Here is a 23,439-nt window from a genome sequence, read left to right on the forward strand (position 1 = left end):
CTGGGGTCATGACCTCCGCCACCACCCTGCCCGCCGTGCCCGACCGCACCGCCGCGGGGGCCCCGGCGTCCTCCCGCGCGGAGACCCGGACGGCCCGGTCCGGCGGCGACGTGCGCCGCCATGAGCTCGCGGCGTTCCTGCGCAGCCGGCGGGAGCGGATCACCCCCGAGCAGGTCGGCCTGGTGCGCGGACGGCGCCGGCGGACGCCCGGGCTGCGCCGCGAGGAGGTCGCCCAGCTCTCCGCCGTCGGGGTCACCTGGTACACCTGGATCGAACAGGCCCGGGACATCCAGGTCTCCCCGGAGGTGCTGGACGCGCTGGCGCGGGCGCTGCTGCTGGACGCGAGCGAGCGGGCCCATCTCTTCGCGCTCGCGGGAGCCACCGACCCCGCGCCCGGCGGTCCCTGCCCCACGGTGACCCCGGCGCTCCGCCGGCTGCTGGACCAACTGGAGCCGGTGCCCGCCTGTGTGCAGAGCAGCCGGTACGACATCCTCGCCTACAACCGCGCCTACGCCCGGCTCCTCTGCGACCTGGACGCGATCCCGCCCGAGGACCGCAACTGCGTCTGGCTGGCCTTCACCAACCAGGAGTGGCGGGCCGCCGTGGTGGACCTGGAGGGCTCCAACCGGCGCCTGGTCGCCCGCTTCCGGGCCGCCATGGCCGGGCACCTGGCCGAGCCCAAGTGGAAGCGGATGCTGGAGCGGCTGGAGGCGGTGTCGCCGGAGTTCCGCGAGATCTGGGCCCGCCACGAGGTCATCGCGCAGGGCGACCGCACCAAGTACATCCGCAGCCCGCACGTGGGTCTGCTGCACCTGGAGCACACCAGCCTCTGGCTCGGCCCGGCCGCCGGTCCCCGGCTGGTGACCTACGTGCCGGCGGACGAGCCCTCCCGGGCCGCCCTGGAACGACTCCGCGACCTCCCCCCGTCCCCGGCGGCCGGACCCGTGGCCGCAGCGGCCGGACCCGGGCCCGCGACCGGAGGGGCCGGTCCCGATTCCGTCACCGGAGCGGCCACCCGCTGAAACCCGGCTGCACGGGGCAAGGAAGTGCTTTCTCGGAGCGCGCGGACCGGACTGGCCGGCTGTATGGGCGCTGCGATGAGGCATGCCCGGCGAGATTCCGCGTGAGTTCCGCCGACGGCTGTTCACTCTTGCCGTTCGTTCTCGCGCTGCTCGTTCTCTCGCTTTGTCGCCGGGGTTCCGAGTACTGCGACGGACAACTGGCCGGCTGTGGGCGGGCCGGGATTCGACGGGCCTTTCGTATCGGCTGATGCCGATCCGAGGCTTTCCGTTCTCTCGTCCCGGTCCTGGCCCCGGGCTCGGGCCAGATCGTTCGGTCATCTGTACGGGTAAGGTTCGTCTGCTTTCGCAGTCCCCCCACGCGCCTGGTCTCACCCACGGAGAAGGAGTCGTCAATGCGTCGATTGGGCCCGGTGGCGTGGCTTTCCCTGGCCGTCATTTCCGCGTTGCTGCTGGGGGCCGCGCGCTTCGTGGCCGTCTTCGCCAGTGGTCTTGATATCGCTGAGGCGTGCGAAGCCGCTGGTCAGCCCTTTGACGTTGCGTACCGGGACGCACTGATGAGGCAATCGGAGGAGCGGTGGTGGCTTCCCATGCACACCATGTGCAATGCCCACTACGACCTCGTCCCGGCTTGGGTCAATCCGGCCTCTGTCGTCCTGTCGCTGTTGGTCATGGTGTGCATGGGGGCCGCTGTGTGGTCAGCGGTATCCCGCCTGAAGGCGAGGAGAGGCACGTCGTGATGGTGGGCGCGTTTTCATGAGGTGGTTCACCGGCGCGGCGGGTGCGGTATTCGGTGCGGTGGCCGCTCGGACCGATGGCCGCGACCGGCCCCGCGGCTGCGGTCGCCTTCGCTCGGGCCGGAATGAGGCCGGATGTGACAGGGCGATCGGCCGGAGAATGGCTGAACGATCCCCGGCAACGTCACGGAGCGCGGTATCGAGGGCGGCGGACGGCACGTAAGACCGGCGGACAGTACATAAGACCGGCGGACAGTACGCAAGACCGGCGGACAGTACGTAAGACCGGTGGAATCGCGATGCGGCAGGCTCGGAAGGGGTCATGCGGCAGGCTCGGAAAGGGGTCAGCCGCCCACCGGTGCGGCCGGCCGGTCCTCGTCGAGGGCGGACAGCCGCCGGGCCGTCCGTTCGGCGGTGCCGCGCGCCCAGGCGCCGCTGGTCAGCGCGGAGACCAGCAGCACACAGAGCCCGCAGCCGGTGATCACCCACCAGGCCGCCCGGCTCGCCGCCGCGAACCCCTCGGTGTGCGCGGCGGGCGAGACCCCGGCCGCCAGCACCGCGCCGACCACCGCCACGCCCAGCGTCTGGCCGATCTGCCGGCTGGTGGAAGCCACCGCCGCCGCCACGCCCGCCTGGGAGCGGGGCATGCCCGAGACGGCGGTGTTGGTGATCGGCGCGTTGACCATGCCGAAGCCGAAACCGAAGAGCACATACCCGGTGAAGAGCAGCGGGGTGGCGGTCTCCGCCGCCAGCGCCGCGAACAGCACCCCGCTCGCGGTCATCGTCACCCCCGCGAGCAGCAGCGGCAGCCGGGGTCCCCGGGCGCCCACCAGCCGCCCGGAGAGCGGCGCGCAGACCAGGGTGAGCGCCGCCATGGGCAGCATGTAGAGCCCCGCGTGCAGGGCGGAGAAGCCCCGGACGTCCTGGAGGTAGAGGGTGTTGACGAACAGGAAGCCGGAGAGCGCGGCGAAGGCGCAGATCGCCACCACCACCGCCCCGCTGAAGGGGGCGCTGCGGAAGAACCGCAGGTCGATGAGGGGTTCCCGGCGGCGCGGCTCATAGCCGAGCAGTCCGGCGAGCGCCAGCACCGCCGCCGTACCGAAGCCCAGGGTCACCGGCGAGGTCCAGCCGGCGTCCGGCAGCTCGATGATCGTGTACGTCAGACAGCCCAGCAGCGCCATCACCAGGAGCTGGCCCACCGGGTCGAAGCGCCGGGCGCGCGGGGCCCGGGACTCGGGGACGTACGCCCAGGTGAGCAGCAGCGCGGCGAGGCCCACCGGCAGATTGATCCAGAAGATGGAGCGCCAGCCGACCGTCTCGGTCAGCACCCCGCCGACCAGCGGACCGGCCGCCATCGAGATGCCGACCACCCCGCCCCAGGCGCCGATGGCCCGGGCACGCTCGCGCGGGTCGGTGAAGGTGTTGGTGATGATCGACATGGCGACCGGGTTGAGCATCGAGCCGCCGACCGCCTGCACCATCCGGAAGCCGACCAGCGCCTCCAGGCTGGGCGCCAGCGAACAGAGCACCGAGCCGACGGTGAAGAGCACCAGACCGGCCATGAAGACCCGGCGGCGGCCGATCCGGTCGGCGGTGGAGCCGGCCAGCATCAGCAGCGAGGCGAGCACCACCGTGTAGCCGTCGATGGTCCACTGCATCCCGGAGACCGAGGCGCCGAACTCCCGGCGCATCGAGGGCAGGGCGACATTGAGCACGGTGTTGTCCAGGCTGACGATCAGCAGGCTCATACAGCAGATCGCCAGGACGAGCAGCCGCCGGCGCGGTGAGAGATCGGGCATGTCTCCCACGCTACGCCCCGATCCAAAGTACGCCTAACTAACTACCTGCCCCGGGTCCACAGGACTCCGGGGCCCACGGGAGCCCCCGGAACCGGCCGCGCGGGGCCCGGCGGCGGGTACGGAACCGGCCGCTCGGGCCCCCGCGCCGGGTACGGGACAATGGGGCGCATGACCGCGTTCACCCCTCCCGCCCCCGTCGCGCCCCCGGCGCCGCTGACGATCGGACCGCACACCGTGACCCCGCCGGTGGTGCTCGCCCCGATGGCCGGTATCACCAATGCCCCGTTCCGTACGCTCTGCCGCGAGTTCAGCGGCGGCAAGGGGCTGTTCGTCAGCGAGATGATCACCACCCGGGCGCTGGTCGAACGCAATGAGAAGACCATGCAGCTGATCCACTTCGACGCGACCGAGACCCCGCGCTCGATCCAGCTGTACGGGGTGGACCCGGTCACCGTCGGCAAGGCCGTCCGCATGATCGTGGACGAGGACCTGGCCGACCACATCGACCTGAACTTCGGCTGCCCGGTCCCCAAGGTGACCCGCAAGGGCGGCGGCTCGGCGCTGCCCTACAAGCGGCCGCTGCTGCGGGCGATCCTGCACGAGGCGGTGACCAACGCCGGGGACCTGCCGGTCACCATGAAGATGCGCAAGGGCATCGACGACGACCACCTCACCTTCCTGGACGCCGGCCGGATCGCGGTGGAGGAGGGCGTCACGGCGATCGCCCTGCACGGCCGGACGGCTGCCCAGCACTACGGCGGTACGGCCGACTGGGACGCCATCGCCCGGCTCAAGGAGCACGTCCCGGAGATCCCGGTGCTGGGCAACGGGGACATCTGGTCGGCCGGGGACGCGCTGCGGATGATGCGCGAGACCGGCTGCGACGGGGTCGTGGTCGGGCGCGGCTGCCTGGGCCGGCCCTGGCTCTTCGGCGACCTGGTGGCCGCCTTCGAGGGCACCGGTGGTCCGGCGGCACCCGGCCTTCGTGAAGTGGCGGCAACGATGGTCCGGCATGCCACGCTGCTGGGGGAGTGGCTGGGCGACGAGGCACGCGGTGTCGTGGACTTCCGGAAGCATGTCGCCTGGTACCTGAAGGGCTTCGCGGTCGGCTCGGAGATGCGCAAGCGGCTGGCCGTCACCTCCTCGCTGGCCGAGCTGCGCGGAGGGCTGGACGAACTGGACCTGGACCAGCCGTGGCCGGACGGCGCCGACGGGCCGCGCGGCCGGACCTCGGGCAACAACCGGGTGGTCCTTCCGGACGGCTGGCTGCGGGACCCGTACGACTGCGCCGGGATCGGCGCCGACGCCGAGCTGGACACCTCGGGGGGCTGAGGACGGCGGGGCCCGTCCGAACGCGTCCGGGGGGCGTTCTGGCGCCGTCCGGGCGTCTCCGGGGTCGTTCTGGGGCCGTCCGGGCGTCTTCGGGCGGCTCCGGACACGGCCGGGCCGCCGGGGCGGTGGCGACTGGTTCGGGCCCAGCGCTCCGGCCGGTCGGAGCACGCTGCTTCGACCGGCCCGGCACCGGCACTCCGACCGGTCGTCAGGACCGGCGCCCCCGCTGGTCCCGATGCCGGTCTGATGCCGGTCCGGACGCCGGGAGATGCCGGGAAATCAGCCGTCGGGTAGCGTGATTCTCGCCACCCCTGATCGGGGTTGCGCTCAGATGAGCGACTTCATGACACCTCTCGGATGGCTGTAACTCTCAAAGGGTGGCACTGGGTGCCACCCTTTGTTCGTTCACTTCTTGAACTCAAGTGCTCAACAGTCCGCTCATTTGAGCGACTACCCTCACCATTCGGTCAAGCCCCATTCGGAGGATGAACGGGCTGATCCGGAGCCACTGATTCTGAGGTCACCTGCGATCCACTGGCGGACGAGTGGTTACGGCCGAATGACGGGTAAGTAGACGTACCCAGACACCTTCGATCTGGGTATGTTCCTCGCCGTCAGGGCAGCCACCGAGTCCTCCAGGAGTCGAGACCCGTGTCGGAAAACAAAGATCAGAAGTTCGTGTACGACTTCACCGAGGGCAACAAGGACCTCAAGGACCTGCTCGGTGGCAAGGGTGCCAACCTCGCGGAGATGACCAACCTGGGTCTCCCCGTCCCCCCCGGCTTCACGATCACCACCGAGGCGTGCAAGGTCTACCTGGACAGCGGCCACGAGCCGACCGCCCTGCGCGACGAGGTGAGCGCCCACCTGGAGGCCCTGGAGGGCCGGATGGGCAAGAAGCTCGGCCAGGCCGACGACCCGCTGCTCGTCTCCGTACGCTCCGGCGCCAAGTTCTCCATGCCCGGCATGATGGACACCGTCCTCAACATCGGGCTCTCCGACGCCTCGGTGACCGGTCTCGCCCAGCAGGCGGGCGACGAGCGGTTCGCCTGGGACTCGTACCGCCGCCTCATCCAGATGTTCGGCAAGACCGTGCTCGGCGTCGACGGCGACCTCTTCGAGGAGGCGCTGGAGGAGGCCAAGGAGGCCAAGAAGGTCACGGTCGACACCGACCTGGAGGCCGGCGACCTCAAGAAGCTGGTCAAGCACTTCAAGAAGATCGTCAAGACCGAGGCCGGCCGCGACTTCCCGCAGGACCCGCGCGAGCAGATGGACCTGGCGATCAAGGCCGTCTTCGACTCCTGGAACGGCGACCGCGCCAAGCTCTACCGCCGCCAGGAGCGCATCCCGCACGACCTCGGCACCGCCGTCAACGTCTGCTCCATGGTCTTCGGCAACCTGGGCCCCGACTCCGGCACCGGTGTCGCCTTCACCCGCGACCCCGCCTCCGGCCACCAGGGCGTCTACGGCGACTACCTCCAGAACGCCCAGGGCGAGGACGTCGTCGCCGGTATCCGCAACACCGTGGCGCTGGCCGAGCTGGAGTCGATCGACAAGAAGTCGTACGACCAGCTGATGCAGATCATGGAGACGCTGGAGAACCACTACAAGGATCTCTGCGACATCGAGTTCACCATCGAGCGCGGCAAGCTCTGGATGCTCCAGACCCGGGTCGGCAAGCGCACCGCGGGTGCCGCCTTCCGGATCGCCACCCAGCTGGTGGACCAGGGCCTGATCGACGAGGCCGAGGCGCTCCAGCGGGTCAACGGCGCCCAGCTCGCCCAGCTGATGTTCCCCCGCTTCGACGAGAAGGCGGCGGTGGAGCAGATCGGCCGGGGCATCGCCGCCTCGCCGGGTGCCGCCGTCGGCAAGGCCGTCTTCGACTCGTACACCGCCGTCAAGTGGTCCCGCTCCGGCGAGAAGGTCATCCTGATCCGCCGTGAGACCAACCCCGACGACCTGGACGGCATGATCGCCGCCGAGGGCATCCTCACCTCGCGCGGCGGCAAGACCTCGCACGCCGCCGTGGTGGCCCGGGGCATGGGCAAGACCTGTGTCTGCGGCGCCGAGGAGCTGGAGGTCGACACCAAGCGCCGCCGGATGACCCTGCCGGGCGGCCAGGTGGTCGAGGAGGGCGACGTCGTCTCCATCGACGGCTCCTCCGGCAAGGTGTACCTGGGCGAGGTGCCGGTCGTGCCCTCCCCAGTGGTCGAGTACTTCGAGGGCCGGATGCACGCCGGCGCCGACGACGCCGACGAACTGGTCGCCGCCGTGCACCGGATCATGGCCTACGCCGACCGCCGCCGCCGGCTGCGGGTGCGGGCCAACGCCGACAACGCCGAGGACGCGCTGCGCGCCCGCCGGTTCGGCGCCCAGGGCATCGGGCTCTGCCGCACCGAGCACATGTTCCTCGGCGAGCGCCGCTCCATGGTCGAGAAGCTGATCCTCGCCGACCACGAGGAGGAGCGCGCCGAGGCGCTGGAGGAGCTGCTGCCGCTCCAGCGGGCCGACTTCATCGAGCTCTTCGAGGCGATGGACGGGCTGCCCGTCACCGTACGGCTGCTCGACCCGCCGCTCCACGAGTTCCTGCCCGACATCACCGAGCTGTCGGTGCGGGTGGCGCTCGCGGAGGCCCGCAAGGACCACAACGAGAACGACCTCCGCCTGCTCCAGGCCGTGCACCGGCTGCACGAGCAGAACCCGATGCTGGGCCTGCGCGGTGTCCGTCTCGGCCTGGTCATCCCCGGTCTGTTCACCATGCAGGTGCGGGCCATCGCGGAGGCCGCCGCCCACCGCATCGAGGCCAAGGGCGACCCGCGCGCCGAGATCATGATCCCGCTGGTCGGCACGGTCCAGGAGCTGGAGATCGTCCGCGAGGAGGCCGAGCAGGTCATCGCGGAGGTGCGGCGGCAGACCGGCGTCGAGCTGAAGCTGGCGCTCGGCACCATGATCGAGCTGCCCCGGGCCGCGCTGACCGCCGGTCAGATCGCGGAGGCCGCCCAGTTCTTCTCGTTCGGCACCAACGACCTGACCCAGACCGTCTGGGGCTTCTCCCGGGACGACGTGGAGGCCAGCTTCTTCACCGCGTACCTGGAGAAGGGCATCTTCGGGGTCTCGCCCTTCGAGACCATCGACAAGGACGGCGTCGGCTCGCTGGTCCGGAACGCCGTGGAGGCCGGCCGCGCCACCCGGCCCGATCTGAAGCTGGGCGTCTGCGGCGAGCACGGCGGCGACCCGGAGTCGGTGCACTTCTTCCACGAGGTGGGCCTGGACTACGTCTCCTGCTCGCCGTTCCGGATCCCGGTGGCGCGCCTGGAGGCGGGCCGCGCGGCGGCGCAGTCGAGCGGCAGCGACAGCCGCTGACACCCTCGGTGCGGTCGCCCGGGCCGGTCGCCGGCCCGGGCGCCGACCACCGGAGCCGCCGCCGGCCACACACCGACCCTCACCGGCGGACGGCGGCTCCGGGACGCAAGACGGGGCGGGGCACCTTGTGCGGAGGTGCCCCGCCCCGCCGCGTGCCCGCCGCGTGCCCGCACGCGCTCGTACGCGGCCGTCCCGGGGACGTACGCGCCCGGCCGTGTGCGGGGGCCCTCCGAGGCTGTACGCGCCGGCCCGTGTGCGGGGCCCTCGCGGCGCGGAGGCCCGTGACCGTACGCGCCCGGCGGCGCTGGAGCCCGTGACCGTACGCGCCCCTCACCGCGCGAACCCGGACCGTACGCGCCCGGTGGCGCGGGGTCCGGCGGCCGGGAACGGGTACCTGTCCGTGGCCGTACCCGCACACCCGCGCCCACCCGGCCGCGGCCGACATCCGGCAAGAGTCCGGCGAGGGGCCGGTGCGGGTCCGGCGGTGGCCCGGCGGTGGTCCGGACCAGAAGGGGGATCCCCGGGACCTCCCGGGGCGTTCGGTCCGGACCAACGGGACCTTCGTCCCCTTGCGGCGCGCGACTGCGAGGGCAAATGTGAGTTCCTGTTGGGTGGCGGCCGGTTGAATTCCCGGCTGTTGAAGAGCGGACCTTTAAGGTCACCTTGCCGCCGGACGAGCCCCGGGGGAATTCCCTCCGGCATACCGATCGGACGGTACGTGACGGCCGTCACACGCGGACCCGGAACGGGCGGAGCGCGGCCACCGGATCCCCACCCGCCGACCGCGCCCCATTACCCCTGCCGGACAAGAGAGCCGCAACCTTTCGGTTCCGCCGCCGGACGTGCGAAGCCCCCCACGGTCTTCTGACACGTCACCTCGGTCCCGAAGGTTTCCTGCCCGACGGCGTACAGCTTTTCGGTTCGCCCCCGGTTGCCGCGATGCGTTTCAACTGTGGCTGAAATGCCGTGGTGACGTGCTGTGATGGCATGCATACTCGTCCGTGGGGGGTGATTGCGGATGCAACAGTGGGGGTTCAGTGCTCAGGATTCATTTCACCGGAGCGGATCTCGCCGGGGTCCGGATGGCCGCCCGGCCGGATGCGTTGTGGGAAACGATTCTCAGCTTTCACCGGTTGCGGGACCGGCGCGGCGCCCCCCTCTTCGGGGAATGGCGTGCCGAAACGCGGAGCCGGCTGAACGGTGAAACGCGGCTGCTCGGGGCGCTGGTCCCGGCGCGCGGTTATTTTCCGGACTTCCTGACCCCGGCTCGGGGGCTGCACGGTCTGGAGGCAGGTCTTGAGGCGATCCGGGAGACTCCGCCGGCCCGTATCCACGGCGAACTCGCCCTGCTGGCCGCCTCGCGCCCCGGCGCCGCCCCGCTGCCCGGCTGGGCCCGGGATCTGCCGGAGGGGCGCCCGGAGCCGTTCGGCCGGCTCCTCGGGGCGCTGCGCGCCTATCACCGGGCGGCGGTCGAGCCGCACTGGAGCCACATACAGGGGCGGGTGGAGGCGGACCGCGCGGTCCGGGGCCGGGCCCTGCTGGACGGCGGCGCCGACGAACTGCTGGCCTCGCTGCCGCCGATGCTGCGGTGGCGCGCGCCGGTGCTGGAGGCGGACTACCCGGTCGACCGCGAACTCCGCCTCGACGGGCGCGGGTTGCTGCTCCAGCCCTCGTACTTCTGCCGCTGCACCCCGGTGGTGCTGCGGGACCCGGAGCTGCCGCCGGTCCTCGTCTACCCGGTGACCCACGCGGAGGCCCCGGCGGCCGGTGAGCCCGGCGGCCCGGGCGGCGCCTCCTCGCTGGGCCGGCTGGTCGGCCACACCCGCTCCGCCGTCCTGGAGGCCATAGGCCAGGGCGGTACGACCAGTGAACTGGCCCGCCGGGCCGGGGTGTCGCTCGCCTCCGCCAGCCAGCACGCGGGCGTACTGCGGGACGCCGGCCTGGTGGTCACCCTGCGCCAGGGCAGCTCGGTGCTGCACACCCTGACCCCGCTCGGCGCCGCCCTGCTGCACGGCGGCACCCGCCCCCGCCCCACCCGCCGCCGCCACGCCCGCCGGGGGTCGGTCGAATTCTGAGCCCGGACACGGCCGGACGCGGGAGGGGCCTCGGTGGCCCGGATCAGGCGCGGGTGGCGGTGAGGTGGGCGTAGGCGACGACGTTGCCGCGGTAGCCGTGGGCCGGGTCGTAGCCGCCGCCGCAGGTGATGAGGCGGAGTTCGGGGCGCGGGGCGGGGCCGTAGACCTGGCGGTCGGGGAAGGGGCGGCCCTGGTACACCTCGACCGCGTGCACGGTGAAGACGGCGGTCCGGCCGTCCCGGCGGGTCACCTCCACGCGCCGGCCCTTGGTCAGGGCGCCCAGCCGGTAGAAGACGGCCGGGCCCTCGGCGCTGTCCACATGGCCGGCCATGATGGCGGTGCCCCGGGCCCCCGGCGGGGTGCCGTCCGTGAACCAGCCGGCCGCGTCCGCGTGCCCGGCGGGCGGTACGCCGAGGCTGCCGTCCCGGTTGAGGCCCAGCCCGACCACCGGGGCGTCCACGCCGATGTCCGGCACCCGGATCCGTACCGGGGCCGACGGGGGCAGCGGTGCCACGGCGGTTCCGGCGGGCGGGGCCGGCCGGGCGGTCAGTGCCTGGGCCGCCGCCGGGGCCGGGGGCTCCGGGGCCCGGACGCCCTGCTGGACCAGCCAGACACCGACGCAGGCGGCCGCCGCCAGGCTCCAGGCCCGGCGCCTCAGCTCGGGGTCGGTCACCGCTGCCCACGCCTTTCACGATCCGGGGAATTGGTGCTCCCCACCCGCGCCGCGGTCTCGGGACACACGCGGCACGGGCGGGGAGCGTTCGGCGGGACGGGGACGGACCCCGTCTCAGCTGCCCTGCGCGCCGCTCGCCCGGCGGCGCAGGAGCCGTACCCCGCCGGCGGCGGACGCGGCCAGCACCGCGAATCCCGCCGCGATCTGGGTGGTGTCGGGCGCCAGACTGCCGCCCGCACCGGTGCCGACGTACCCGGAGGGCAGCCGCCCGCCCGCCGGCCGCCCGGCGTCGGAGCCGCCACCGGTGTCGGCGCCGGTCTCCGGCTCGTGCCCGCCCCCGGGGCCGGTGGAGTGCCCGCCCGCCGGGCCCGTCCCGGTCTCGTGGCCGGCCCCGGTCCCGGTCTCGTGGCCTTCCTTCGCGGGGCCGACCGGGCCGTCCGTGCCGGGGCCGACCGGGCCGGTGGAACCGTCCGGTCCGCCCAGCCGGTCCGCCCCCGCCGACTCCTCCGGCCCGTACGGGTCCTCCCCGCCGCCCTCCGGCCCGTACGGCTCCACCCCGGCATCCGCCCCGGGCCCCGGGTCGGCATCCGCGCCGAGCTCCGAACCGGCACTCGTCCCGCTGTCGTCCCCGGCGGCACCGGGTACGGCCCGGGACACCGCCCCGGGCTTCTCGCCGAGCGCCTCCCGGCAGGCCACGGTGCTCAGCCGCCGTCCCGCCGCGGTCCGTTCGGCCGCCGCCGGCCCGGCCGGGCCGCAGGCCGTCGTGGCGCCGGCCGCCCCCGGGAGCCGGCCGGTGGCGGCCGACCGGGTGTCCGGGCCGGCCGCGCCTTCGGCGCCCGCGGCCGGTGCGGCGAGGGCGGCCAGGGCGGCGGCCGTCAGGGCGGTACCGGTCAGCAGGCGGGTCGGGGTGCGCATGGGGCCTCCGGGCGGGCGCTTCCGTCGGAATCCTGGTTCTGCTGTCCCAGGTAAGGGCCCCGTCCGCCGCCCCGCACCCCGAGCCCGGCCGCCCGGCCCCGGCGGCCCATCGGAACCCGGGCCTGTCACCGCAGGTCAGCGCGGTACGGCGAACCCGGCGACCGGCCCGGAGCCGAACGAGTGAGAGGGGAGCGGGCCGCTCTCCGGAGCAGGGCTTGACCTCAACCATTGTCGAGGTACGAGGCTTCTCGCATGGAACTCACCACACCGGCGGGGAACCCCGCCGCCACCCGGCTCCCGCTCAAGCTCGTCGTCGTCCTCGGCAGCAACCGGGCGGGCCGGTTCGGCCCCGTGATCAGGGACTGGCTCCTCGCCCACACCGCCCTCCACCCCGACTTCGCCGTCGAGGTGGTCGACGTGGCCGAGCTCGACCTGCCCACCGCGCTGACCGGCCGGCCGTCGCCCGCCGTCACCGCCGAACTCGCCCGCGTCAGCCCGGTACTGGCCGGGGCCGACGCCTTCGTCGTCCTCACCCCGGAGTACAACCACTCCTATCCCGCGTCCCTCAAGAACCTCATCGACTGGCACTTCACCGAGTGGCAGGCCAAGCCCGTGGGCTTCGTCTCGTACGGCGGCATCTCCGGCGGCCTGCGCGCCGTGGAACATCTGCGCCAGGTCTTCGCCGAGCTGCACGCCACGACCGTCCGGGACACCGTCAGCTTCCACAACGCCCACGGCCACTTCGACGAGACCGGCCGCCACCGGGACCCCGCCGCGCCCGACGCCGCCGCCAAGGCCATGCTCGACCAGCTCGCCTGGTGGGCCCGGGCCCTGCGCGAGGCCAGGGCCGCCCGCCCCTACACCGGCTGAGCGAGGGCGGCGGCCTGCCGTGGGCCTCACCGGGCCTCACCGGGCCTCACCGGGCCGCGCGGTACGCGAGACCACGCGGTACGCGGAGCCGCACGGTGGGCAGCGCAGCGATCAGGAGGAGCAGCCGTGACCACCCCCGCCCCGGAGCCGCCCCCCGTTCCGGATCCGTCCGCCCCGGATCCGTCCGCCCCGGATCCGTCCGCCCCGGATCCGTCCGTCCCGGGGCTGCCCGTCCCGGCCTCCGGGGCCGGGGAGCTGCCGTTCTTCGTGTACGGCACGCTCCGCCCCGGGCAGGACAACCACGACCGGTTTCTGCGCGGCCGGACGGCGGGGGAGGAGCCGGCCCGGCTGCCGGGGGCCGTGCTCCACGAGGGCCCCGGCTACCCCTTTCTGGCCGGGGGCGCGGGCGAGGTGCGGGGCGAGCTGGTGTGGGCCGCGCCCGGCGAGTACGGCGCCCTCCTCTCCGTACTCGACCGGCTGGAGCGGTTCACCGCCCCGGGGCACCCGCTCAATCTGTACGAGCGGCGGGCCCGGGAGGTGCGCCGGGCGCGGGACGGGTCGGCCGTCCGGGCCTGGGTGTACCTGGCCGCCCCGGCGGTCCGGCTGGGTGCCGCCATCGCGGGCGGCGACTGGCTGAACCGGCCGGGCGCTCCCGAGCCGCCGCTGCCGTGACACGGGTCGCCGTCCTCACGAGCCGCGGCCACCGGCTCAGCCCGCCGGTGTCCCCGCCGCGGCCAGCGCCTCGGTCACCCCCGGCTCCCGGCGGCCGAGGAAGCGCGGATCGGGCCGGAACACCGCGTCCAGCGCCGCCTTGCCGGACGCGGCCAGCTCGCGGGTGGTGCCGTAGTACCAGACCGAGTCGTGCGGCTCCTCCACCCCGACCCCGTACGCGTCCACCCCGGCCGCCCGGCAGAGCGCCACCGCCCGGTGGATGTGGAAGCCCTGGGTGACCAGCACCGCCCGGTCCACGCCGAAGATCCGCTTGGCCCGGGCGCAGGAGTCCCAGGTGTCGAAACCCGCGTGATCCAGGACGATCCGGTCGTCCGGCACCCCGTGCTCGGTGAGGTACGTCCGCATGGCCTCCGGCTCGTCGTACTCGGTCCGGCTGTTGTCGCCGGTGACCAGCACCACCCGCACCCGGCCCGCCCGGTAGAGCCCGGCCGCCGCGTCCAGCCGGTGCGCCAGATAGGGCGTCGGCCGCCCCTTCCACAGCCCGGCGCCGAAGACCACCGCCACGTCCGACACGGGCACGTCCGTGCCGCTCCGGAGCCGGTCGCCGGCCACCGCGTGCGTCCAGGTCGCCGGCGCCAGTGCCAGTACGCAGCCGAGCACCGCCCCCCGCACCAGCCGTCTCTGCCGTCGCCGGCTCCCGGTCCGCTGCCGGCGTCGCATCATGAACCTCCGTCGTCCCACCCGTTCGCCCCGCTCCGTGCCCGGGGCTCCGTCCTGTCCGACGCCGGAACGGCCCGGCCGGTTCACCCGGCCCGGGAAACGCGCCAGGGCGAGCGAGGGGAGCGTCAAGGCGAGCACGGGAGCGGAGCGCGTAAAACGGATGCGGTGCGCGGGTCCCGGCCGTACCGTCCGCCGGGTGGATCGGACACGGCCGCACCAGGCACGGGCGACTCAGGTACTCACGGCAGCGGTACGGACGGAAGTGGCGCGTACGGAAGTGGCAGGTACGGAACCGGTGCGCGGGGAAGCGCGGGCCGCCGTCCGCAACAACGCGGAGTGGTGCGACGCCCTCTGCCGCTCGCACGGGCTGCCCGGCGGCACCTTCGGCGCCCGGGTCTGGACCCATCCGGTCCGCACCCCGCCCTACTATCCGGACGCCGTCACCCTCGACCCGGACGCCACGGCCGACGAGGTGCTGGCGGGGGTCGACCGGAGCGCGCCCGGCTGTTCGGTGAAGGACTCCTTCGGGACGCTGGACCTGACGCCGTACGGCTTCCGGCCGCTCTTCACGGCGAGCTGGCTCCACCGCCCCGCCGGGCCGCCGCAGCCCGGTCCGGTCGGGGCCCGCTGGCGGGAGGTCCGTACGCCCGGGGAGCTGGCCGCCTGGGAACGTGCCTGGAACGGCGGCGCCCCGGCCGGTCTCTTCCGCCCCGCCCTGCTGGCCGACCCGGCGACCACGGTGCTGGCCGGCCATGACCCGGACGGCGGCGGGGTGATGGCGGGGGCCGTGGTGAGCGAGGCGGCCGGGGTGCTGGGCGTCTCCAATCTCTTCGGACCCGCCGGTTCCCGGACCGGCTGCCTGGCCGCCCTCGCGGACCGCCGGCCGGAGCTGCCGGTGGTCGGGTACGAGCACGGCGAGGACCTGGCGGACGCCCTCCACCACGGCTTCACGGCGGTCGGCCCCCTCCGGATCTGGGCCGCCCCCTGAGCCGTCCTCGTCCCGGAACTCCGCGCCCCGTCCCGGGCCTGAAGCTCACCCACTCCCGTTCCGGACAGCGGGTGACCGTACGTCACCCCGGCGCAACAGCCGCGCAACCTCCGTCCGGCACGCTGGGCCCATGACCGCACCGGTACCGCCCCGCGACCGGCCGCCGTCCCCGTCGGCGGCCGGGGCCCCGGGGGCGTACGACGGCGAGGGCACGGAGAGGTACGCCGCCGGAGCCCCCGAGGCGTACGACGCCTTCCCCAGCACCGCCGAACTGCTCGCCGGGATCACCGCGCAGCTCGGCCTCCAGCTGGACCGGATCCACCGGCCCGCCCCCCGGGGCGCCCGGCGCCATCGCCCCGCCGCCGCGCGCTCCCCGGCCCGCTGAACCCCCCGTCCCCCTGCCCCGGCGGGCCCCACACCGCCCGGGCAGGGGGACGGGGCCCGTCCGGAATCCATCGTTCCGCCCTGCTCCCCCCTGCTCCATCCCCACTCCGCCCTGCTCCGCCCCACTCCGCGCACCCGCTGTCGGTCCGGTGGCGGATAGTGGTGACCATGAACGGCGAGCAGCACGGCACCCCCCGGCCCCCGGCCCACCGGCCCCCCGGCACGACCACCCCCGCGACCACCCACCGGCGGACGGCCCCCGGAGCGGCCCCCGCCGGCGGGGGGACGTACGAGTCCCCCGGGCCCGTCCGGCCGGCGCACGAATCCACCGGATCCACCGAAGTCACCGAGCCCGCCGAGTCCGGCGGCCCGGCGCACGCCGCCCTGTCGCACGACCCCGCCGCCTATGACGCCGCCGCCACCGAGCGCTATGTCGTCGAGCCCGACAAGCGCCCGGGCCGTACCGCCTTCCAGCGCGACCGGGCCCGGGTGCTGCACTCGGCCGCGCTGCGCCGGCTCGCCGGCAAGACCCAGGTGGTCACGCCCGGTTCGCGCAGCTCGGTCTGGGACGCCAGCCCCCGCACCCGGCTCACCCACTCCCTGGAGTGCGCCCAGGTCGGCCGGGAGCTCGGCGCCGCGCTCGGCTGCGACCCGGACCTGGTGGAGGCGGCCTGCCTCGCCCACGACCTGGGCCACCCGCCGTTCGGCCACAACGGCGAACAGGCGCTCAACGAGTTCGCGGCCGACTGCGGCGGCTTCGAGGGCAACGCCCAGTCGCTGCGGCTGCTCACCCGGATCGAGCCCAAGCGGTTCACCGACCGGTCCGGCACCGGGGAGCCGGTCAGCGTCGGGCTCAACCTCAGCCGCGCCGCCCTGGACGCCGCCACCAAGTACCCCTGGCCGCGCGGCGGTCACCCCACCGACCCGGCGTCCCCGAAGTTCGGCGTCTACGAGGACGACCTGCCGGTCTTCGAGTGGGTCAGGTCCGGCGCGCCCGGCCTGCGGAAGTGCTTCGAGGCCCAGGTGATGGACTGGTCCGACGACGTGGCGTACTCGGTCCACGACTTCGAGGACGGGCTGCACGCCGGGCACATCGACCCCAACATGCTGCTCTCCGACACCGAGCGCACCGCCATCTGGGACGTCGCCGTCGGCCGGTACGTCCCCGCCGACACCGACCCGGCGGAGCTGGCCGAGGCGCTCGACCGGCTGGTCGGCCAGGAGTGGTGGCCGCACGGCTACGACGGCACCGCCGTCGCCCAGGCCCGGCTGAAGGACGCCACCAGCGAGCTGATCGGCCGGTTCTGCACCGCCGCCGAGACCGCGACCCGGAGCGCGTACGGGCCCGGCCGCCTCACCCGGTACGCCGCCGAGCTGGTCGTCCCGCGCGAGGCCCGCCACGAGTGCGCGGTGCTCAAGGCGGTGGCCGACCGGTATGTGATGCAGCGCGCCGAGCAGGAGGTCCTCCGGGCCGACCAGCGGGTGGTGCTGGCCGGGCTGGCGGAGGCGCTCACCCGCCGGGCGCCCGAGGGGCTGGACCCGCAGTTCCGCGCCCTCTTCGACGCGGCGCCGGACGACCGGGCCCGCAAGCGGGTGATCGTGGACCAGATCGCCTCGCTCACCGACGCCTCGGCGCGCTCCCTGCACGCCCGCCTGACGGCCCGCCACTGACCGCGCGGCCCATCACCGGCGCGGCCCATCACCGACCGCGCGGCCCGGCGGGCCGGCGGCCCGCCACGGAACGAGCGCCCGTCCGGCCGGCGGTCCGCCGCCGGCCGCATGTCCACCGGCCGGCGCCCCGCCACCGACCGCACGCACGCCTGACGGCCCGCCCCGGAACCCGTAGCGTGGACCGTCCCGCGAACCAGAGGAGGCAACAAGTGGTCGACGCAGATCAGACCTTCGTCATCGTCGGCGGGGGACTGGCCGGTGCCAGGGCGGCGGAGACCCTCCGCGCCGAGGGCTTCAGCGGCCGGGTGATCCTCATCGGTGACGAACGCGACCACCCCTATGAACGCCCCCCGCTCTCCAAGGGGTACCTGACCGGCAAGGCCGAGCGCGAGAGCGTCTTCGTCCACGAGCCCGCGTGGTACGCGCGCTCCGACATCGAGCTGCACCTCGGCCAGCCGGTCACCGCCGTGGACCGGTCCCGCAAGACCGTCACCCTGGGCGATGGCACCACCATCCAGTACGACAAGCTGCTCCTCGCCACCGGTGCCGAGCCGCGCCGGCTGGAGATCCCCGGCACCGAGCTGGCCGGCGTCCACCATCTGCGCCGGCTCGCCCACGCCGACCGCCTCCAGGGCGTGCTGGCCGCCCTCGGCCGGGACAACGGCCATCTGGTGATCGCCGGGGCCGGCTGGATCGGCCTGGAGGTCGCCGCCGCCGCGCGGGGGTACGGCGCCGAGGTCACCGTCGTGGAGCCCGCGCCCACCCCGCTCCACCAGGTGGTCGGCCCCGAGCTGGGCCAGGTCTTCACCGATCTGCACGCCCGCCACGGCGTCCGCTTCCACTTCGGCGCCCGGCTCACCGGGATCACCGGCCAGGACGGCATGGTGCTGGCCGCCCGTACCGACGACGGCGAGGAGCACCCGGCGCACGCCGTGCTCGCCGCCGTCGGCGCCGCCCCGCGCACCGCGCTGGCGGAGTCCGCCGGCCTCGCCCTGGTCGACCGGGAGCACGGCGGCGGCATCGCGGTGGACGCCTCGCTCCGCACCTCCGACCCGGACGTCTACGCCGCCGGGGACGTGGCCGCCGCCCTCCACCCGCTCTTCCGCACCCGGCTGCGGGTCGAGCACTGGGCCAACGCCCTGAACGGCGGCCCGGCAGCCGCCCGCGCCATGCTCGGCCGGGAGGTCTCCTACGACCGGGTCCCGTACTTCTTCTCCGACCAGTACGACCTGGGTCTGGAGTACTCGGGCTGGGCGCCGCCCGGCTCGTACGACCAGGTGGTGCTGCGCGGGGACGTGGCCCGGCGGGAGTTCATCGCCTTCTGGCTGAAGGACCGGCGGGTGCTCGCCGGGATGAACGCCAATGTGTGGGACGTCACAGACACCGTGCAGGCGCTGATCCGGTCCGGCGAGCCGGTGGACCCCGAGGCCCTCGCCGACCCCGGCACCCCGCTCGACACCGTCCTGCCCCGGGCGTAGCCCCCGGACGGGGGACACGGCGGCCGGGCGACGGGCCGCGGAGACCGGGCGAAGGACGTGGCGGCCGGGTGACGGCGGCCCGCCTCGGCGCAGCCGCGGGTGCGTAGAATTCCTCCGTGGCTGGCAGGATCAACGATGACGACGTGAAGGCGGTCCGGGACGCGGTCCCGATCGACGCCGTCGTATCCGAATACCTCCAGCTGCGGAACGCCGGCGGCGGCAACCTCAAGGGCCTCTGCCCCTTCCACGACGAGAAGTCCCCCTCCTTCCAGGTCAGTCCCAGCAAGGGTCTCTTCCACTGCTTCGGCTGCCAGGAGGGCGGGGACACCATCGCCTTCGTGATGAAGATCGACCACCTCACCTTCTCCGAGACGGTCGAGCGCCTCGCCGCCAAGGCGGGCATCACCCTGCGGTACGAGGAGGGCGGCTACAACCCCGGTCACCAGCGCGGTGAGCGCATCCGGCTGATCGAGGCGCACAAGGCCGCCGCCCAGTTCTACGCCGAGCAGCTGGACGGGCCCGAGGCCCAGATCGGCCGGCAGTTCCTGGCCGAGCGCGGCTTCGACGAGGCCGCCGCCCGGCACTTCGGCGTCGGCTACAGCCCGGCTGGCTGGGACCACCTCACCCGCTTCCTGCGCGGCAAGGGCTTCACCGACAAGGAGCTGATCGTCTCCGGGCTCTCCCAGGAGAGCCGGGGTGGCAAGCCCATCGACCGCTTCCGGGGCCGGCTGATGTGGCCGATCCGGGACGTCGGCGGCGAGGTGGTCGGCTTCGGCGCCCGCAAGCTCCGCGAGGACGACAACGGGCCGAAGTACCTGAACACCCCGGAGACCCCGGTCTACCGGAAGTCCCAGGTGCTCTACGGCATCGACCTGGCCAAGAAGGAGATCGCCAAGTCCAGCCGGGCAGTGGTGGTCGAGGGATACACCGACGTGATGGCCTGCCATCTCGCCGGGGTGACCACCGCCATCGCCACCTGCGGCACGGCCTTCGGCGGCGAGCACATCAAGATCCTCCGCCGGCTGCTGATGGACAACGGCTCGGCCCGGGTGATCTTCACCTTCGACGGGGACGCGGCCGGGCAGAAGGCCGCGCTGCGGGCCTTCGAGGACGACCAGAAGTTCGCCGCCGAGACGTACATCGCCGTCGCCCCGGACGGCATGGACCCCTGCGACCTGCGGCTCGCCAAGGGCGACGAGGCGGTGGCCGAGCTGGCCGAACCCCGCGTCCCGCTCTTCGAGTTCGCGCTCCGCCAGATCGTCTCCCGCTACGACCTGGACACCCCGGCCGGCCGCGCCGCCGCGCTGGACGAGGCCGCCCCGGTGGTGGCCCGGATCAAGAACATCGGCGCCCAGCACGAGGTGGCGGTCGAGCTCGCCGGGATGCTCGGCATCCTGGACACCCAGTTCGTGGTCAAGCGGGTCGCCCAGCTCGCCCGCTGGGCCCGGGACCGCGGCGGGCGCGGCGCCGCCCCGGCCCCCGGCCCCCGCCACCCGGCCGCCCCGCCGTCCCCGGCGCGGCCCCCCGGCGCCTCCGGGCCCGCGCTCCATCTGCGCAGCCCCGCCCACCGCACCGAGCGCGAGCTGCTGAAGCTGGCGCTCCAGTACCCGGCGCTGGTGTCGCCGGCCTTCGACGCGTACGGCGCCGACGAGTTCACCGCCCCGCCCTACGCGGCGGTGCGCGAGACCATCGCCTCGGCCGGCGGCGCCGAGCAGGGGGTGGACGGCAGCGCCGACTATCTGGCGCGAGTGCGGGAGGAGGCCCCGGACGACACCGTGCGGGCGCTCGTCACCGAGCTGGCGGTGGAGGCGATCCACGCCCGGGTGGTGGACGAGGCGTACGCCGGTGTCCAGCTGGTCCAGGTCCGGCTGCGCGCGGTGGACCGCCGGATCGGCGAGGTGCAGGGGGCGCTGGCCCGGCTCGGCGCGAACGGCGACCCGCAGCAGCTGGCGGCGGTGCAGAACGAGCTGTGGGTGCTTCAGCAGTACGGCCAGTCGCTGCGCAACAACGGCGCCGACGCGCTGTAGTCCGCCGGTCTCAAAAAGTGGCCGCACGCCCCTCGTGGGCGCCGCTCGTCGTGCCCCACACTGGGTGCGGTGCCCGACCGCGCGGCCGGTCCTACGGCGGTGGCCGCCGCTCGCGCGCGGACTTCGTGCGCCGCGCACGGGACGGAGCACGACGGCCGGGGCGCCGCCGTCCCGCCGCCGGGCGCCCCGAACCGGCAGCGCTCACCCTGGAGGTCGCGCTCGTGCAGACCCGGACCGTGCCCGACACCGCCGCCGTCCCCGCGCCCGCCCCCCTCGCCGTACCGGACCGTCCGGACCGCCCGCCGTGCCGCCCCGCCCCGGCGGCCGGCGACACCCCCGGCACCCCGGCCGCCGGGGAGCCCGGGCCGGCCGGCGGGCCCGGCGCCGGACCCGGTTCCGGTACGGGGCCCGGCCCCGCCGAAGGCACCGGAGCCCCCGCCGGAGATCCCGGAGATCCCGGAGATCCCGGCGAGCCCGCCGACGGCGACGGCCCCGGGGACATCGCCACCGGTGCCGCCGTCCCCGGCACCGCCACCGGCGTCCCCGCCCCCGCCACCGGCCCCACCGCCCCCGCCACCCCCGGCGGGAAGGCGGGCGACCTCCTCCCCGACGGCCTCCCCGCCGACCCGCCGCCCGTGCGGGCGCCCGAGACGGGGAGCGGGCCCACCTCCGACCTCTTCCGCCAGTACCTCCGCGAGATCGGCCGCATCCCGCTGCTGACCGCCGCCGAGGAGGTCGAGCTGGCCCGGCGGGTGGAGGCCGGACTCTTCGCCGAGGAGCGGCTGTCCGCCACCCCCGACCCGGACTCCCGGCTCGCCCACGACCTGGACCGGCTGGTCGTCATGGGCCGGATGGCCAAGCGCCGGCTGATCGAGGCCAATCTGCGGCTGGTCGTCTCGGTCGCCAAGCGGTACGTGGGACGCGGGCTGACCATGCTCGACCTGGTCCAGGAGGGAAACCTCGGGCTGATCAGGGCGGTGGAGAAGTTCGACTACACCCGGGGCTACAAGTTCTCCACGTACGCCACCTGGTGGATCCGGCAGGCCATGTCCCGCGCCCTCGCGGACCAGGCGCGCACCATCCGGGTCCCGGTCCATGTGGTGGAGCTGATCAACCGGGTCGTCCGGGTGCAGCGCCGGATGCTCCAGGAGCGCGGCCACGAGCCCACCGCCGAGGAGGTCGGCGCCCAGCTCGACCTGTCGCCCGAGCGGGTGGGGGAGGTGCTGCGGCTCGCCCAGGAGCCGGTCTCGCTGCACACTCCGGTCGGCGAGGAGGACGACGTGGCGCTCGGGGACCTGATCGAGGACGGCGACGCCACCTCGCCCGTGGAGTCGGCCGCCTTCCTGCTGCTGCGCCAGCACCTGGAGGCGGTGCTCTCCACCCTGGGCGAACGGGAGCGCAAGGTGGTCCAGCTCCGGTACGGCCTGGAGGACGGGCGGCCGCGCACCCTGGAGGAGATCGGGCACATATTCGGCGTCACCCGGGAGCGCATCCGCCAGATCGAGTCCAAGACCCTCGGCCGCCTCCGCGACCACGCCTACGCCGACCAGCTCCGCGGCTACCTCGACTGACCCCGCCCGGACCCGGGCGACCCCGTCCGGATCCGGCCGCCGCCCGGAGCGCCCGGGCTAGGGTGCCCGCATGATCGCCGTACCGGACACGTTCGCGCGGAGCACGATCGACCGCGAGGGGGACCCCGGAGCCGCCTGGCTCGCCCGGCTGCCCCGGGAGCTGGGGGAGTTGCTGGACCGCTGGAACTGCCTGCCGGACGGTGAGGTGCTGCACGGCGGCGTCGGCGTCATCGTCCCGGTACGCCGCCGGGGGGCGGGGACCGCCGTACTGAAGGTGTCCTTTCCGCACCCGGGCAACGTCCATGAGCCGGACGCCTTCGCCGCGTGGGCCGGCCAGGGAGCCGTACTGCTGTACGAGCGCGACGACGCGCAGTACGCGATGCTGCTCGAACGGGCCCACCCCGTCACCCTGGCGGAGGCGGCGGACGGCGACGAACTGGTCACCGTCGCGGCGCGGATCAGCCGCCGGCTGGCCGTCCCCGCGCCACCGGAACTGCCCCGGCTGCGGGACCGGGCCGGCGCCTGGGAGGAGCAACTGCGCGCCGACGCCGGGGAACTGGCCCACACCATGGCGCCGTACGCCGTGGACGCCGCCGCGGCGACCCTCCGGGAGCTGGGCCGCGACCAGCCGGACGTGCTGGTCCACGGCGACCTGCACGCCCGGAACATCCTGCGTGCCGACCGCGAGCCCTGGCTGGCCGTCGACCCCAAGGGGTACGCGGGCGACCCGGCGTACGACGCGGGCACCCTGCTCAAGTCGCGCGCGCCGGCCTTCCTCGGACTGAGCGGCGCGCACGAGCTGCGCCGGGCCGCCCACCGGGTGCTGGACGTCTTCGCGGAGACGGCCGGGCTCGATCGCGTACGCGTCCGGCGCTGGGCCCAGCTGCACGCCGTCCAAGCCGCGTTCTGGGGCCGCCGGCACGGCTTCCGGATGGCCCGGGGCGGCGAACTGCTCGACCGGATCAACGAGTTCGCCGACCGCCTGGCCGAGCTGCTCGCGACGGAGACGTGACCGGAGGCGCGACCGGAGGCGTGGCCCCCGCCCACCCGGCGAAGGCCCTGGTCACCGGCCCCGGTGGAGGCCCCGTACCCAACCGCCGAAGGGGGCGGCCGGCCACCCGGTCGCCCCCTCCGGCACTGCCACG

The 23,439-nt window shown here is 74.4% G+C and carries 18 protein-coding genes; 14 read left to right on the forward strand and 4 right to left on the reverse strand.

Annotated features, from left to right (window positions below):
* Positions 1-8: 8 nt before the first annotated feature.
* Both NX801_RS21575 and NX801_RS21580 read left to right on the forward strand, forming a co-directional pair.
* The gene (locus NX801_RS21575) at positions 9-1,022 is read left to right on the forward strand and encodes an MmyB family transcriptional regulator (RefSeq protein WP_258789465.1); all 1,014 of its coding nucleotides are present in this window, start codon (positions 9-11) and stop codon (positions 1,020-1,022) included.
* Positions 1,023-1,414: 392 nt separating this feature from the next.
* Positions 1,415-1,759 carry a hypothetical protein gene (locus NX801_RS21580; protein WP_258789466.1) on the forward strand — a complete coding sequence of 115 codons (345 nt, stop codon included), beginning with the start codon at positions 1,415-1,417 and terminating at the stop codon, positions 1,757-1,759.
* 341 nt (positions 1,760-2,100) lie between these two features.
* On the opposite strand, the gene NX801_RS21585 is transcribed toward NX801_RS21580, so the two are convergent.
* Positions 2,101-3,555, reverse strand: a complete 1,455-nt coding sequence (locus NX801_RS21585; protein ID WP_258789467.1) for an MFS transporter — start codon at positions 3,553-3,555, stop codon at positions 2,101-2,103.
* Between the two features lie 168 nt (positions 3,556-3,723).
* Here NX801_RS21585 and dusB point away from each other — a divergent pair, with 168 nt between their 5' ends.
* From dusB to NX801_RS21600, 3 genes are all read left to right on the forward strand, one after another.
* Entirely contained in the window at positions 3,724-4,887 is a 1,164-nt protein-coding gene (gene dusB / locus NX801_RS21590) for a tRNA dihydrouridine synthase DusB (protein ID WP_258789468.1), read from the forward strand.
* Between the two features lie 651 nt (positions 4,888-5,538).
* Positions 5,539-8,250 carry a pyruvate, phosphate dikinase gene (gene ppdK / locus NX801_RS21595; RefSeq protein WP_258789469.1) on the forward strand — a complete coding sequence of 904 codons (2,712 nt, stop codon included), beginning with the start codon at positions 5,539-5,541 and terminating at the stop codon, positions 8,248-8,250.
* Between the two features lie 1,037 nt (positions 8,251-9,287).
* Positions 9,288-10,325 carry an ArsR/SmtB family transcription factor gene (locus NX801_RS21600; protein WP_258789470.1) on the forward strand — a complete coding sequence of 346 codons (1,038 nt, stop codon included), beginning with the start codon at positions 9,288-9,290 and terminating at the stop codon, positions 10,323-10,325.
* Positions 10,326-10,368: 43 nt separating this feature from the next.
* Here NX801_RS21600 and NX801_RS21605 read toward each other — a convergent pair whose 3' ends face one another.
* A complete protein-coding gene (locus NX801_RS21605) occupies positions 10,369-10,998 on the reverse strand; it encodes a class F sortase (RefSeq protein ID WP_258789471.1) in 630 nt (209 codons plus the stop codon).
* A gap of 114 nt (positions 10,999-11,112) precedes the next feature.
* Positions 11,113-11,913 carry a hypothetical protein gene (locus NX801_RS21610; RefSeq protein ID WP_258789472.1) on the reverse strand — a complete coding sequence of 267 codons (801 nt, stop codon included), beginning with the start codon at positions 11,911-11,913 and terminating at the stop codon, positions 11,113-11,115.
* Between the two features lie 252 nt (positions 11,914-12,165).
* On the opposite strand from NX801_RS21610, the gene NX801_RS21615 reads away from it, so the two are divergent.
* Together NX801_RS21615 and NX801_RS21620 are read left to right on the forward strand one after the other, a co-directional pair.
* Positions 12,166-12,783: an NADPH-dependent FMN reductase gene (locus NX801_RS21615; protein WP_258789473.1), complete on the forward strand. Its 618-nt coding sequence runs from the start codon at positions 12,166-12,168 to the stop codon at positions 12,781-12,783.
* Positions 12,784-13,008: 225 nt separating this feature from the next.
* Entirely contained in the window at positions 13,009-13,455 is a 447-nt protein-coding gene (locus NX801_RS21620) for a gamma-glutamylcyclotransferase family protein (protein WP_258789557.1), read from the forward strand.
* Positions 13,456-13,491: 36 nt separating this feature from the next.
* Here the strand turns inward: NX801_RS21620 and NX801_RS21625 are convergent, their stop codons facing one another.
* Positions 13,492-14,178, reverse strand: coding sequence for a SanA/YdcF family protein (locus NX801_RS21625; RefSeq protein ID WP_258789474.1), 687 nt, complete (start codon positions 14,176-14,178; stop codon positions 13,492-13,494).
* A gap of 292 nt (positions 14,179-14,470) precedes the next feature.
* Between NX801_RS21625 and NX801_RS21630 the strand changes: the two genes are divergently transcribed.
* From NX801_RS21630 to NX801_RS21660, 7 genes are all read left to right on the forward strand, one after another.
* Complete coding sequence (locus NX801_RS21630) at positions 14,471-15,163, forward strand: hypothetical protein (protein WP_258789475.1); 693 nt, start codon at positions 14,471-14,473, stop codon at positions 15,161-15,163.
* Between the two features lie 130 nt (positions 15,164-15,293).
* On the forward strand, positions 15,294-15,548 hold the full coding sequence (locus NX801_RS21635) for a hypothetical protein (protein WP_258789476.1): 255 nt from the start codon (positions 15,294-15,296) through the stop codon (positions 15,546-15,548).
* 167 nt (positions 15,549-15,715) lie between these two features.
* Entirely contained in the window at positions 15,716-17,218 is a 1,503-nt protein-coding gene (locus tag NX801_RS21640) for a deoxyguanosinetriphosphate triphosphohydrolase (RefSeq protein ID WP_258789477.1), read from the forward strand.
* 209 nt (positions 17,219-17,427) lie between these two features.
* The gene (locus NX801_RS21645; protein WP_258789478.1) at positions 17,428-18,696 is read left to right on the forward strand and encodes an NAD(P)/FAD-dependent oxidoreductase; all 1,269 of its coding nucleotides are present in this window, start codon (positions 17,428-17,430) and stop codon (positions 18,694-18,696) included.
* A 116-nt stretch (positions 18,697-18,812) separates the two neighbouring features.
* Entirely contained in the window at positions 18,813-20,723 is a 1,911-nt protein-coding gene (dnaG, locus tag NX801_RS21650) for a DNA primase (protein ID WP_258789479.1), read from the forward strand.
* Between the two features lie 221 nt (positions 20,724-20,944).
* The gene (locus NX801_RS21655) at positions 20,945-22,294 is read left to right on the forward strand and encodes an RNA polymerase sigma factor (RefSeq protein WP_309505870.1); all 1,350 of its coding nucleotides are present in this window, start codon (positions 20,945-20,947) and stop codon (positions 22,292-22,294) included.
* 70 nt (positions 22,295-22,364) lie between these two features.
* On the forward strand, positions 22,365-23,306 hold the full coding sequence (locus NX801_RS21660) for an aminoglycoside phosphotransferase family protein (RefSeq protein WP_258789482.1): 942 nt from the start codon (positions 22,365-22,367) through the stop codon (positions 23,304-23,306).
* Positions 23,307-23,439 lie beyond the last annotated feature (133 nt).

The sequence above is a fragment of the Streptomyces pyxinae genome (assembly GCF_024756275.1).
GTDB lineage: Bacteria > Actinomycetota > Actinomycetes > Streptomycetales > Streptomycetaceae > Streptomyces > Streptomyces pyxinae.